Raw genomic sequence first — 13353 nt, 5'->3', positions numbered from 1 at the left:
CCGAGATTTAAAATGTGCGATAAATAATCGTGTGCGATATAGATGTCGTGTTCAGAACCGACACCGAAACAGAGAGGACAAGACAATGTCGACCATCAAGACCGCAGTTTCCGCAGCAGTACTCCTAGCAGGATCCGCCGTCGGCGCGTTTGCCGATCCGGTACTCGAGCCGACAACGCAGACGTTCATCGACGGTCTTGTCGGCGGCAAACCGATCTACACGCTGTCGCCGGCCGATGCACGTAACGTTCTGGCCGGCGCGCAGAAGGGCGACGTCAAAAAGCTCGCCGCAAAGGAAGAAGACAAGGTCATCAAAACAGGCCCGACCGGCAGCATCAAGCTGCGCATTGTCCGCCCGGAACATGTCAAGGGCACGCTGCCGGTCGTTCTGTACTTCCACGGCGGCGGCTGGGTGCTCGGCGATGCGGATACGCATGACCGCCTGGTGCGTGAAATCGCCAATGGCGCCGATGCCGCCGTCGTCTTCGTCGACTACGAACGCTCGCCGGAGGCCCGTTACCCCGTGGCCATCGAGCAAGCCTATGCCGCGACCAAATATGTCGCCGAGCATGCCAAGGAATTCAGCGTCGACGCCAGCAGGCTCGCGGTCGCAGGCGACAGCGTCGGCGGCAACATGGCGGCGGTGGTGACGCTACTTGCCAAGGAGCGCGGCGGCCCCGCCATCGACCAGCAGGTGCTGTTCTACCCCGTCACCGACGCCAATTTCGACAATGGTTCCTATAATGAGTTCGCCAATGGCCCCTGGCTGACCAAGGAAGCGATGAAATGGTTCTGGAACGCTTACCTGCCTGACGAGGCCAAGCGCAAGGAGCCGACGGCTTCGCCCCTGCAGGCATCGCTCGAACAGCTCAACGGCCTGCCGCCCGCCCTTATCATCACCGATGAAAACGATGTGTTGCGCGATGAGGGTGAGGCCTATGGCCGTAAGCTCAGCCAGGCCGGCGTCAAGGTCACTTCGATTCGCTACAACGGTACGATTCACGATTTCGTGCTGTTGAATGCGATTGCCGAAACGCCAGCCGTCCGCAGCGCCATTGCGGTTGCGAACGACACGCTTCGCAGCGCCCTGCACAAGTAAGGCCAATCAATCTCCGGATGGGAGAGGCCCGGCGGTTTCGCCGGGCTTTCTGCTTCTCGGAAGCGACTTGGCAAATTGCCAGGCCTTCTTCCATTTCGGCGTAATGACGCCATTGGCAGCGCGAATATTGTTGATGAATTGCTGCGTCGCCGCTTCCCAGGAATATTGCATGGCAAGCTCACGCGCCTTGACGCGCGAGGCGGAGAGGGCCGCCAGGCAGGCGGCTTGCAGTTCGGCGTCGAGTGCTCCGACCTCGCTGTCCTCACCGATGATGTCGAGCGGGCCTGTGACGGGGTAGGCGGCGACCGGCACGCCCGATGCCAAGGCTTCGAGAATGGTGTTGCCGAAAGTGTCGGTGAGCGAGGGGAAGACGAAGACATCGGCCTGGGCATAGATTTTCGCCAGATCCTCGCCGAATTTGACGCCGGTAAAATGTACGTTCGGATAACGCTGCTCCAGCTCGGCGCGTGCCGGGCCATCGCCGACGACGACCTTGGAGCCCGGCAGCTCGAGATCGAGAAAGGCAGGCAGGTTCTTTTCCAGCGCCACGCGGCCGACGGTCATGAAAATCGGGCGAGGCAGGCCAAGGGGCTCCGGCTCAAGCGGCATCGGATGGAACTGTGTGGCGTCGATGCCGCGGGTCCAGGGCATGAGGTTCTTGATGCCTCTTGCGGACAATTCACGGGCAAGACTTGGCGTCGCGACCATGCAGCCGGCGCCGCCATTGTGGAACCAACGCACGAAGGCATAGAGCCAACTCTCCGGGATCGGCAGGCGGGCGGAAACATATTCCGGAAAGCGTGTGTGATAGCTGGTGGAGAAAGGCATGCGCTTGCGCAGGCACCAGCGGCGGGCGGTCAATCCTAGCGGACCTTCGGTGGCAATATGCACATAGGTCGGATTGTGCTTTTCGATCTCTCGCGCGACACGTCGGTAATTGGCAATCGACAGCCGGATTTCCGGATAGGTCGGGCAGGGGATGCTGTGGAAACGCTCCGGCGTCACCATCGCAACCTCGACACCCATTTTCGCCAGTTCGCGATTGGTGTTCTCGATGGAGCGGACGACCCCGTTGACCTGCGGATGCCAGGCGTCGGTAACGATCACCAGCCTTTCCGGCAGATTTCCGGCGGCTGCGGCATTGGCCCAGCTCTCGCCGCTATAAGTATTTGCCGGACGTTGCAGCATATCTCGTTTCCATCAGCGTCGCTTAGGCATGGCAACGCGCGACCCCTGGCGGGGTTCCGGATTGGCGATTCCCGCTCTCTTATTTTGGCGGAAGTGCATGATGGAAATATTACAGCCCTGTATGAGCAATTACAGGAGGTTAGGGCCGTAAGAGCCGGTAATTATGTCGGCAATGAAGGCGTGGGCAAAAAGAGGAACGGCGCCGGCGGGGAGGCCGGCGCCGCTTGGGAGGTTGTTAGGCGGCAGCGGAAGCCGAACCGGCGAGCGGAACTTCCGAAATCGTCTTCAGAACCTGCGAAGCGATCTGATAGGGGCAGCCCTGCGAGTTCGGGCGGCGATCTTCCAGATAGCCCTTGTAGTCGTTCTTGATGAAGGAGTGCGGCACGCGGATCGAAGCGCCGCGGTCGGCAACGCCGTAGGAGAACTTGTTCCACGGCGCAGTTTCGTGTTTGCCGGTCAGGCGCTTGTCGTTGTCCGGGCCGTAGACGTTGATGTGGTCCATGAGGTTCTTTTCGAACTGCGCCATCAGCGCTTCGAAGTAGGCCTTGCCGCCGACTTCGCGCATGTACTTGGTCGAGAAGTTGCAATGCATGCCCGAGCCGTTCCAGTCGGTGTCGCCGAGCGGCTTGCAGTGATATTCGATGTCGATGCCGTATTTTTCGGTCAGACGCTGCAGCAGATAGCGTGCCATCCAGATCTGGTCGGCGGCCTTCTTGGAGCCCTTGCCGAAAATCTGGAATTCCCACTGGCCCTTGGCCACTTCGGCGTTGATGCCTTCGTGGTTGATGCCGGCAGCGAGGCAAAGATCGAGATGCTCTTCGACGATTTCGCGGGCGACGTCGCCGACGTTGGAATAGCCGACGCCGGTGTAGTAGGGGCCCTGCGGAGCCGGATAACCCTGCTCGGGGAACCCGAGCGGACGGCCGTTCTGGTAGAAGAAATATTCCTGCTCGAAGCCGAACCAGGCATCCTCGTCGTCCAGGATGGTGGCGCGGGCGTTGCTCGGGTGGGGCGTGACGCCATCGGGCATCATAACTTCGCACATGACGAGAACGCCGTTGGTGCGGGCCGGGTCAGGATAGATGGCGACGGGCTTCAGCACGCAATCGGAGCTGCGGCCTTCGGCCTGCATGGTCGACGAGCCGTCGAAGCCCCAGAGCGGAAGCTGTTCCAGCGTCGGGAATGCATCGAATTCCTTGATCTGCGTCTTGCCACGCAGGTTCGGTACCGGAGTGTACCCATCGAGCCAAATATACTCGAGCTTATATTTTGTCATCGTGACTCTCTCAATGCGATGAAGGTGAGCAAACCCGGAGACGATCTAGGCGCGCAAACGCATCCGACCGCCAGGGGATGCACCTAGTGAAGCACGTAGCGTGCCAGTTTGATCTCCGGCGAAAGAAAATTGTAAATCAGCCGGTCGGCCGACATTTTTCTTGAGGCGAAATAAGCCCGTTTTTGACAGCCGTGGGCGGTATGATCCGGAAGAAAACGGATTTTCTGCCTTGGAACCGGATGAAAATTTCGGCGTTAGCCTGGAATGATGCAGTGTTGAACAAATGGGCGAACGCTCTCGGCGCAGACAGCATATCGATCAGCCATGATGTGATGAGTGCATTTATTTTGTGCAATTTGCATAAACTATGAGCACCATGCTATGGTCGTGGTCTTGAAGTTGATGCGCCGAACTGAAGGGAGGCGATCTCATGCCCACCGGTTTCCATCGTGAATCCGCGACGATCTACCAGTTTCCCGTCAAGCCGGCGCGGGCCGCAAGCCGGTTCGAACGCGCCAGGCTGATGGAGCGCGAGGCGGCCGATGTGTGCGACGCCGCGCTTGACAGCTGCTGGTATCATGATGAGGCGGTTCGCGAGACAGATCGGCCGACGAAATCCTGATTTTTATGGCCTGGCAAGCATGCCGATAAGGCGGGGAGCGCCCGCGCATGGCATAGCTGCGCGCTCGTCATGCGCGGGCTTAGCCGCCGCTCAAGCCGAGTTTTTCTCTTGCTACCAACGCCCCATGCTCGCTGACGACGCGAGCCGCAACGCCTGCGGCGAAGCGGGCGGCTGCTGGGGCGTCCTGACTCTCAAGATATCGTGCGAGGAAGGCGCCATTGAAACTGTCGCCGGCGCTGGTGGTGTCAACGATGGTCTCGACCTTTTCAGCCGGAACGAAGGTATCCTCGCCGCCGAAATGCAAGTTGACGCCGTCGGCGCCGTTCTTGACGACGACATTGATGGCGCCGAGTGCGAGATAGCGCTGGATCGTTGCCTCGATGGAATCGTCGCCGAAATGGGCCGCCTCGTCGTCGAAACTCGGCATGACAAGCACGGAAGAGCGGGCGCCCTCGCTGATCGTCGCGTGCATGACGTCGTAGCTCGACCACAGGCGAGGACGGATGTTGGGGTCGAACACCACGAGCTTGCCGGCTGCCTTGGCGCGGCGGACCTCCGCGAGCAGCGTCGCGGCATCCTCCTGCGGCAGGATGGCAAGGGTAATGCCGGAGAAATAAACGAGATCGGCGCTTTCCACCGCCTCACGCAGATGATCTGGATCGGCTGCCAGGCTGCGGGCGGCCGAACTGTCACGCCAGTAGCTGAAGGAGCGTTCGCCGTTCTTCAGGTTGATCATGTAGAGGCCGGGCGTCTTACCCTTGATGCGGCGAATGAGGTTCGTGCCGATGCCCGCTCCGGCGATAAAGGCAGCCAACTCGTCCGACATGGCGTCGTCACCGAGCGCGGTAAAATAATCGACCGACCAATCGGGGCCGAGGCAGGCGCGGGCATACCAGGCGGTATTGAAGGTATCGCCGGCAAAGCCCTTGCGCAGCAGACCGTCGCCGGCCTGCGATAACTCCACCATGCATTCACCGATCGACAGAAACCGTCTTCCGTTCACCTTGTCCTCCCGGCATCGGAGCGCCGCTGATGCAACACGCCGCTCTATCGCTTTGAATTAACGCTTCATCCGCTGATACGCGGAGCCGGGCAGAGTGACAAGCGTCGATATTGCGAGCGCCATCGCGACAAGGAACGGAAAGCCGCCTTCGCGGTCAAGCGAAGGCGGCGAGTGCGAAAGGTGTTTATTCGTGGATGGTGTAGCTGCCGAGCGCGCAAAGATCCTGCGTGTCTTCGGTGGTGTCGAGGTCCGAGTCTTCGTCGAATTCGAAACGCATGTCGTATTTGCAGACAGTGCGGCCGTCGGCGATGGTGATGTTCACGGTCTCGCCCGGATTGAGGACATCCTCGCCGAACACGTCTTCTTCCCAGCTGTTGACGCCTGTCGGCGAGCTGTAGAAGCGCGTCAGAACGGACTTGGTCCCGTTGGTGAGCTGGAATTTCAGATCTTCGGCATGTGACGATACGGCGGAGGTGGCGATAATCGCGGCTGCAAGCGCGATCAATCCGGACAGTTTCGATTTCATATATGCGGTTCCCCAAGCCCATGATTAGGCGGAGAAAGGCATAGCATATCCGCATCTAAATCTTTCTTAGCATGAGACTATAGATTCGGAAGTAACTGTGTTTTGGCCGTTTCGCCGCGAAGGGACGTGACAGGCGTTTGGAAAAAGCGAAGGCCGCTTCATGCGGCCCTCGTTCCATTCACGGCCTGTCCATATGATAGCAGGCGGCCTTCTGGCCGGGCCGGACTTCCTCGGTCGGCGGCATTTCGGTGCGGCAGATGTCGGTCGCCTTCCAGCAGCGGGGAGAGAAGACGCAGCCTTTCGGCGGGTTGAGCGGCGAGGGCGGATCCCCCTGCAGGCGGATGCGGGTGCGCAGGCGCGCAAGCTTCGGAGCCGGGATCGGCGCCGCGGAAAAGAGCGCCTGGGTATAGGGGTGGGCGGGATGATCGAAGACGGTGGTGCAGTCGCCTGATTCCACCACGCGACCGAGGTAGAGCACCAGCACATCGTCGGAGATGAGGCGCACGACGGAGAGGTCGTGGCTGATGAAGATCAGCGTCAGGCCGAATTCCTTTCGCAGCCTGCGCAGGAGCGTAATGACCTGACCTTGGATCGAAACGTCGAGAGCCGAAACTGGCTCGTCGCAAACGATGAGCTTCGGTTTGGTGACGATCGCCCGCGCTATCCCGATGCGTTGCGCCTGGCCTCCGGAGAATTCGTGCGGATAGCGGTTGATCATCTCAGGCACCAGACCGACGGCGCTCATGATTTCGCGCACGCGCTGAGTACGCTCGGTCTTCGAAAGCTTCGTTTCGAAGACGGTCAGCGGCTCGGCGATGATGTCTCCGACCGTCATGCGCGGGTCGAGCGAGGCGATCGGATCCTGGAAGATGATCTGCATGTCGCGGCGAACGGCACGCATCTCCTCCTCCGTGAGGTCGAGAAGATTGCGGCCCTGCCAGAGGATGCGGCCCTTCTGCGATTTCAAGAGCCGCAGGATCGAACGGCCGAGCGTGGATTTACCGCAGCCGGATTCGCCGACAACTCCGAGCGTGCGGCCTTCGGCGAGATCGAAGCTGACATTGTTGACGGCGGTAAGGAAGACCGGCGGCTTAAAGAGGCCTTTCGCCGGCAGTTCGAACTGGGTGGTGAGGTTTTCGACCCTCAGCAGTGATCGATCAGCCATGGTTCAGCAACTCCTCACGGCGCGGAAAGGGATGGTAGCAGGCCGCACAGTGGCGCGGCGCCAACGGTTCGAGGGGAGGCGGACGGTCGATGCAATCGTCCTGGACCTGCGAACAGCGCGGCGAGAAATTGCAGCCCTTCGGCAGGTGCTGCAGGTTCGGCGGGCGGCCGGGGATGACGACGAGGTCATCGACATCCTGGTCCGGCCGCGGGATCGAGGCATGCAGCGCCGCCGTATAGGGATGGGCGGGACTATCGAAGAGTTCGTCGACAGGCGCCTCCTCGACAATGCGGCCGGCATACATGACGGCGACGCGGTCGGCGAGGCCGGCAACGACGCCGAGATCGTGGGTGATCATGATGAGCGCTGTGTTCATCTCCGCCGTCAGATCGTTGAAGAGATCGAGGATCTGCGCCTGGATAGTGACGTCGAGCGCCGTCGTCGGCTCGTCGGCAATCAGGAGCTTCGGCTTGGTGAGCAGCGCCATGGCGATGACGATGCGCTGACGCATGCCGCCTGACAGTTCGTGCGGATAAAGGTGGAAGCGCCGCGTCGGGTCGGGAATGCCGACGCGTTTGAGCATGTCGAGGGCAGCGTCCGATGCGGCGCGCGCCGTCAGGCCGCGGTGGACCTCCAGCTGTTCCGTCAACTGCCGGGAAATTTTCAGCGATGGATTGAGCGCGGTCATCGGATCCTGGAAGACCATCGCCATGTCCTTGCCGCGGATCTGGTCGAGTTCGCGCGGCTTCAACGCCAGCACGTCCCTGCCTTCGAGCAGCGCCTGTCCCGTCGTCCTGCCGTTCTTGGCAAGCAGGCCCATGATGCCGAGGAAGGTCTGGCTCTTGCCGGAGCCGGACTCGCCGACAATGGCGATACGCTCGCCGCGCCGGACGGTGAGGTTCATGTTCGAGACCGCTTTCACCTCCCCGTCGGGCGTTGCGAAGGTGATCGAGTAATCCTTGAGTTCGAGGAGGATGTCTTTTTCTTGGAGCATTCTATCGATCCTTCGGGTCGAACGCGTCGCGCAGGCCGTCACCGATGAAAAGCAGGCTGAGCAGCAGGGCGACGAGGAAACTTGCCGGGAAGATCAGCAGCCAGGGCATGCTTTCCATTGCGTCGGTTCCCTCGGCGATCAGCGTGCCGAGCGAGGTCAGCGGTTCCTGCACGCCAAAGCCGAGATAGGAGAGGAAGCTCTCCGTCGCGATGATCTCGGGCACGGTCAGCGCCGCGAAGATGACGACGGGGCCGACGAGGTTCGGGATAATATGCTTGACGATGATCTTGAACGGCCGCTGCCCGGATGCGCGGGCCGCCTCGATGAATTCGCGATGCTTGATCGACAGCGTTTGGCCGCGCACGATGCGGGCCATGGTCAGCCATTCCAGCGCGCCGATCGCGGCAAAGAGCAGGTAGACATTGCGGCCGAAGATCACCATCAGCAGGATGACGAAGAGGATGTAGGGAAGCGCGTACATGATGTCGACGAAGCGCATCATGATTGCATCCAGCCTACCGCCGATATAGCCGGAGATTGCGCCATAGAGCACGCCGATGACGACCGAGACGACGGTCGCCGTCAGCGCCACGGCCAGCGAGACACGGGTGCCATAGAGCACCCGGGCGAGAAGGTCGCGGCCGTTCGGGTCGGTGCCGAAATAATGGCCGGTCTCGATCGAGGGCGGGATGCGGAACGCGGCCCAATCCGGATCCTCGTAGTTGAAGGGGATGAACCACGGGCCGAGGAAGGCGGCGAGGATCAGGAGTCCGAGAACGGCGATCGACAGCACGGCCGCCTTGTTGCGTCCGAGGCGGCGAAGCGCATCCTTGGTGAGCGAACGGCCTTCGGGTGCCAGACCCTCCGCCTGCAGAAGCTCCTGGGCGAGCAGCTCGCGTTTTGCGGGGTTGAGGATCATCGGTTTCTCACTTTCGGATCGAGCCAGGCATAGGCGATGTCGACGAGAAGGTTCAGGAACACGATCAGCACCATGTAGAAGATGACCGTACCGAGAACCATGCCGTAGTCGCGGTTCAATGCCGCATTGACGAAGTAGCGGCCGATGCCGGGCAATCCAAAGATGCTCTCGACAACCAGCGAGCCGGTGAGAAGGTAGCTTGCCGCCGGTCCGAGATAGGAGACGACAGGCATCATGGCGGGCTTCAGCGCGTGGCGCATCACCGTCAGCCGCGGGCCGATGCCCTTGGCCTTGGCGGTGCGGATGAAGTTCTGGTTCATCACTTCGATCATCGAGCCGCGGGTTATGCGCGAGATGCGCCCGGCATGGGGCAGGGCCAGGACGACGATCGGCAGGACAAGGAATTTGAGCGAGCCGTCACCCCAGCCGCCGACCGGAAACCAGGCGAGATGGATGCCGAAGATCAATTGCAGGATCGGCGCGATCAGGAAGTTCGGCAGCACGACGCCGATCAGGACGAGGCTGCCGAGAATGTAGTCCGGCGCCTTGTTCTGATAGAGCGCCCCGAAACAGCCGACGGTCACGCCGACAAGGATGGCGAGCAGGAAAGCGGCCGTGCCGATCGTGAAGGTATAGGGCAGACCGATCATGATCTGTTGAGCGACGCTGAAATCCTCGCTGGAGAAGGAGGGGCCGAGATCGCCCTTGAGCAGATCTCCGACGTAGAGGAGGTATTGCTGGATCAGCGGCTTGTCGAGGTTGTAGTGGGCCGCGAGATTCTTGAGGATGACCGGCGGCAATGGCCTTTCGCCATCGAAGGGGCCGCCGGGAGCGAGGCGCAGGACGAAAAACGAGGCTGTTACGGCGATCCACATGACGGGGATCGTCGACAGCAGGCGACGGAGAGCGTATTTGATCATGGTCGTGGGCCGGTCCTTCCCGCAGTGTGCGGGAAGGACCGTTTTCCCTTACTCTTTCATCGACAGCCAGCGCGTGCGGTGGATGTCCTGGATGTTGTCGACGAAGCCTTCGACCTTCGGGGAGACGACATTCTTCGAGACGTAATAGTAGATCGGCAAGGCGGCGGATTCATCCAGCGCCAGCTGCTCGGCCTTCTTGAAGATTTCGGCGCGCTTCTTCAGGTCGGTTTCGGCGTTGCCGTCCTTGATCATCTTGTCGTAATCGGGATTCGACCAGCGGCCGTAGTTCATCTGGACGCCTGTCACCAGCAGGTTCAGGAAGTTGTCCGGGTCATTGTAATCGGCGAGCCAGCCGGCACGGCCGATTTCCACCTGGCCGCGCTGCATCTGGTCGTAATGCACCTTGGTTTCGGCATTGACGAGCTCGACATCGACGCCGAGCGGCTTCCACATGGAAGCGATCGCGACGGCGATGCGCTTGTGGTTGTCATTGGTATTGTAGCTGAGGACCGCGTGGAGCGGCTTATCTGGGCCGAATCCGGCGTCGGCAAGCAGCTTCTTGGCCTCGGCGACCTTGTCCTTGTAAGGCAGGTCCTTCCAGCTGACATAGGCCGGCTCGCCGTAATTGGCAGTGCCTGGCGGAACCCAGGAATAGGCCGGCAGCTCGCCGGTGCCGAGGATCTGCGGGCCGATCACTTCGCGGTTGATCGCCATGGAGAGAGCCTGGCGGACGCGCTTGTCGCTGAAAGGAGGCTTCTGCGAGTTGACGACGTAATAATAAAGGCCGGAGAATGGGGCGACATGCGCCTGGGACGGCAGGTTCTTCTTCATCCATTCGTACTGGTCGGTCGGGAAGTCGGTGAGGATATCGAATTCGCCGGCGCGGTAGCGCTTCAGCGCCGCTTCCTGATCTTCGAGCACGAAGAACTTGGCGCCGTCGATCTTCAGGTCCTTGGTGCCGTACCACTGGTCGTTCTTGACCGTGGTGACATGCGAGCCGGGGACCCATTCGACCGGCTTATAGGGGCCGTTGGTGACGATGTTGCCGATCTTGACCCAATCCTGGCCCTTCGCCTCGACGACATGTTTCGGCAGCGGATAGGCGGTGTAGTGCATCAGGGCGTTGAGGAAATAGGGGGTCGGGTTCTCAAGCGTGATTTCGAGCGTCTTGTCGTCGATCGCTTTGACGCCGAGCTGATTGAGGTCGGTAATCTCACCCTTGTTGATCTTTTCGGCGTTCTTGATGGTGAACTGCAGATAGGCGTAGTCGGCGGCGTTCTTCGGGTCGACGAGGCGCTGCAAGGCGAAGACGAAGTCTCCTGCCGTGACCGGCTGGCCATCGGACCACTTGATGCCGTCGCGAAGCTTGAACGTGTAGACCTTGCCGTCAGGCGAGATGGTCCAGCTTTCGGCCTGGCCGGGAATTGGATTGTCCTTGGCATCTTCGGTGACGAGGCCTTCGAAAATGTCGCCGGCGATCCGGTTCTCCCAGTCACCGGAAAGTTTCTGCGGATCGAGCGATTGCGGATCGCCACCATTGTGGATGTTGAGCGTCGCCGCTTGCGCCGAAAACGCCAGCAATGTGCCAAGCACTGCGGAGGCGAGAAATTTTTTCGTGAACTGGTTCATCGTGGGTCCACCTTTCTAGGCTTTGCGCCTTTATTAGACATCTGTTCCCGGTATTCGACCTCTTACGTGCAGGTCAGTGCGCACCTTATCGCAAAGGCTTTGCGTTGCAACCCCAAATCCGGAGGCTGGTTTGCGGTTGTGGACAAGCCTATATACGTCTCCCTCTTGTTGGATCGCGACGAAGCGTCGCGGCGGTTTCGGCTCCATTCATAACGGCTTCACGTGGTTGTCTTTTGTTGCGTCCGCTTTAGTGTGTCGCGCAAACGAGGCAGGAGAGATAGCCGATGGCATTGCAGGCAGGCGGAAATGCGGACTGGTGGCGCGGAGCGGTGATCTATCAGGTCTACCCGCGCTCGTTTCAGGACACCAACAGCGATGGGCTCGGCGATCTCAAAGGGATCACCCGCCGGCTGCCGCATATCGCCAGCCTCGGCGTCGATGCGATCTGGCTTTCGCCCTTCTTCAAGTCTCCCATGGCCGACATGGGTTACGACGTTTCCGATTATTGCGATGTCGACCCGATCTTCGGGACGCTCGCCGATTTCGACGAGATGTTGGCCGAGGCGCACAGGCTCGGCATCAAAGTCATCATCGACCAGGTGATCTCGCACACTTCCGACCGACATCCATGGTTCGCAGAGAGCCGGGCGAGCCGGAGCAATCCGAAGGCGGACTGGTATGTCTGGGCCGATCCGAAGCCCGATGGGACGGCGCCGAACAACTGGCTGTCGATCTTCGGCGGCCCCGGTTGGGAATGGGACGGTGTGCGCCGGCAATATTACCAGCACAATTTCCTGACTTCGCAGCCTGATCTCAATTTCCACAGCGCAGAAGTGCAGGAGGCGGTGCTGGAGACGGTGAGGTTCTGGCTCGACCGCGGTGTCGACGGCTTCCGGCTGGACACGGTCAACTATTATTTCTGCGATAAGCAGCTCAGAAGCAATCCGCCGCACGAGCCCGATACCAGTGATGGGGGCCTCGATGCGCCCGACACCAATCCTTACGGCATGCAGAACCACCTCTACGACAAGACGCAGCCGGAAAATATCGGCTTCCTCAAGCGCTTTCGGGCGCTGCTCGACCGCTATGACGATCGCACGACCGTCGGCGAAGTCGGTGACGGGGCTCGCTCGCTGAAGACGGTGGCCGCCTATACGAGCGGCAACGACAAGCTGCACATGTGTTACACCTTCGATCTGCTGGGGCCTGATTTCACCGCCGCGCATATCCGCGGCTGCGTCGAAGCCTTCCAGAAATCGGTGACCGACGGTTGGGTCTGCTGGGCTTTCTCCAATCATGACGTCATGCGCCATGTCAGCCGGTTTGCACTGACCGAGGAGGAGCGGCCGGTTATCGCCAAGCTCGCGATCTCGGTACTTGCGGCGCTGCGCGGTTCGATCTGCCTTTATCAGGGCGAAGAGCTCGGACTGCCGGAAGCGGAGCTTGCCTTCGAGGATCTGCGCGATCCCTACGGCATCCGCTTCTGGCCGGCCTTCAAGGGTCGCGACGGATGCCGCACGCCGATGCCCTGGGAGGCCGGCAAGGCGCATGCGGGCTTCACCTCGGCTGAAAAGAGCTGGCTGCCGGTGCCCTACGAGCAGGCTGCGCTTTCCGTGGATACGCAGGAGGATAGCGACAGCTCGGTGCTGCACCACTACCGCCGGACGCTCGCCTTCCGGAAGAGCCACCCCGCGCTGATCGACGGCGAGATGACCTTCATCGGCACCAATCAGGACCTGCTCGCCTTCACCCGCGAAAAGGACAGAGAGAAACTGCTGTTCGTTTTCAACCTGACGCGCAAACCGGCGGAATTCCGCCTGCCTGACGGCATGGCATTCGGAGAGCCCTTGGCCATGCCGGGCTACGAGGCTGTGGACGATGCCGGAACGGTGACGCTTGCGGCGCTGGACGGGTTTTGTGCGCGTGTTGGTGGCCTCTCGAAGCTGCTCGGGAAGGTGCCCGTTGCGAAACCTGTCGAGGGTGAATTGCCGGAGGCCTGGCAGTAAGCACTC

Annotated in this window: 12 protein-coding genes; 3 read left to right on the top strand and 9 right to left on the bottom strand. The window is 60.8% G+C overall.

The window, feature by feature from the left end:
* Nucleotides 1-85 precede the first annotated feature (85 nt).
* Nucleotides 86-1099 carry an alpha/beta hydrolase gene (locus RHE_RS15885; protein WP_011426342.1) on the top strand — a complete coding sequence of 338 codons (1014 nt, stop codon included), beginning with the start codon at nucleotides 86-88 and terminating at the stop codon, nucleotides 1097-1099.
* 6 nt (nucleotides 1100-1105) lie between these two features.
* Here RHE_RS15885 and RHE_RS15880 read toward each other — a convergent pair whose 3' ends face one another.
* Together RHE_RS15880 and RHE_RS15875 are read right to left on the bottom strand one after the other, a co-directional pair.
* A complete protein-coding gene (locus RHE_RS15880; protein WP_011426341.1) occupies nucleotides 1106-2287 on the bottom strand; it encodes a glycosyltransferase family 4 protein in 1182 nt (393 codons plus the stop codon).
* 235 nt (nucleotides 2288-2522) lie between these two features.
* The gene (locus RHE_RS15875) at nucleotides 2523-3563 is read right to left on the bottom strand and encodes a glutamine synthetase beta-grasp domain-containing protein (RefSeq protein WP_011426340.1); all 1041 of its coding nucleotides are present in this window, start codon (nucleotides 3561-3563) and stop codon (nucleotides 2523-2525) included.
* A gap of 430 nt (nucleotides 3564-3993) precedes the next feature.
* On the opposite strand from RHE_RS15875, the gene gstI reads away from it, so the two are divergent.
* Entirely contained in the window at nucleotides 3994-4185 is a 192-nt protein-coding gene (gene gstI, locus RHE_RS15870) for a glutamine synthetase translation inhibitor GstI (protein WP_011426339.1), read from the top strand.
* Between the two features lie 79 nt (nucleotides 4186-4264).
* On the opposite strand, the gene RHE_RS15865 is transcribed toward gstI, so the two are convergent.
* The 7 genes from RHE_RS15865 to RHE_RS15835 form a co-directional block, all read right to left on the bottom strand.
* Complete coding sequence (locus RHE_RS15865; protein ID WP_011426338.1) at nucleotides 4265-5152, bottom strand: sugar kinase; 888 nt, start codon at nucleotides 5150-5152, stop codon at nucleotides 4265-4267.
* A 220-nt stretch (nucleotides 5153-5372) separates the two neighbouring features.
* On the bottom strand, nucleotides 5373-5714 hold the full coding sequence (locus tag RHE_RS15860) for a hypothetical protein (RefSeq protein ID WP_011426337.1): 342 nt from the start codon (nucleotides 5712-5714) through the stop codon (nucleotides 5373-5375).
* Nucleotides 5715-5892: 178 nt separating this feature from the next.
* A complete protein-coding gene (locus tag RHE_RS15855; RefSeq protein WP_011426336.1) occupies nucleotides 5893-6879 on the bottom strand; it encodes an ABC transporter ATP-binding protein in 987 nt (328 codons plus the stop codon).
* Nucleotides 6872-7873 carry an ABC transporter ATP-binding protein gene (locus RHE_RS15850; RefSeq protein WP_011426335.1) on the bottom strand — a complete coding sequence of 334 codons (1002 nt, stop codon included), beginning with the start codon at nucleotides 7871-7873 and terminating at the stop codon, nucleotides 6872-6874. The genes RHE_RS15855 and RHE_RS15850 overlap by 8 nt, the downstream gene beginning before the upstream one ends.
* Nucleotide 7874: 1 nt before the next feature.
* Complete coding sequence (locus RHE_RS15845) at nucleotides 7875-8792, bottom strand: ABC transporter permease (protein ID WP_011426334.1); 918 nt, start codon at nucleotides 8790-8792, stop codon at nucleotides 7875-7877.
* The gene (locus RHE_RS15840) at nucleotides 8789-9712 is read right to left on the bottom strand and encodes an ABC transporter permease subunit (protein WP_011426333.1); all 924 of its coding nucleotides are present in this window, start codon (nucleotides 9710-9712) and stop codon (nucleotides 8789-8791) included. Before RHE_RS15840 ends, RHE_RS15845 begins: the two co-directional genes overlap by 4 nt.
* A gap of 48 nt (nucleotides 9713-9760) precedes the next feature.
* Nucleotides 9761-11341 (bottom strand): peptide ABC transporter substrate-binding protein, encoded by a 1581-nt coding sequence (locus tag RHE_RS15835; RefSeq protein WP_011426332.1) that lies wholly within the window; start codon nucleotides 11339-11341, stop codon nucleotides 9761-9763.
* A gap of 284 nt (nucleotides 11342-11625) precedes the next feature.
* Here RHE_RS15835 and bglA point away from each other — a divergent pair, with 284 nt between their 5' ends.
* On the top strand, nucleotides 11626-13347 hold the full coding sequence (gene bglA, locus RHE_RS15830; protein ID WP_011426331.1) for a beta-galactosidase BglA: 1722 nt from the start codon (nucleotides 11626-11628) through the stop codon (nucleotides 13345-13347).
* Nucleotides 13348-13353: the final 6 nt, after the last annotated feature.

It is taken from the genome of Rhizobium etli CFN 42 (assembly GCF_000092045.1).
In the GTDB taxonomy this organism is placed as follows: Bacteria; Pseudomonadota; Alphaproteobacteria; order Rhizobiales; family Rhizobiaceae; genus Rhizobium; species Rhizobium etli.
This window is presented reverse-complemented; position numbering and strand designations above follow the sequence as displayed.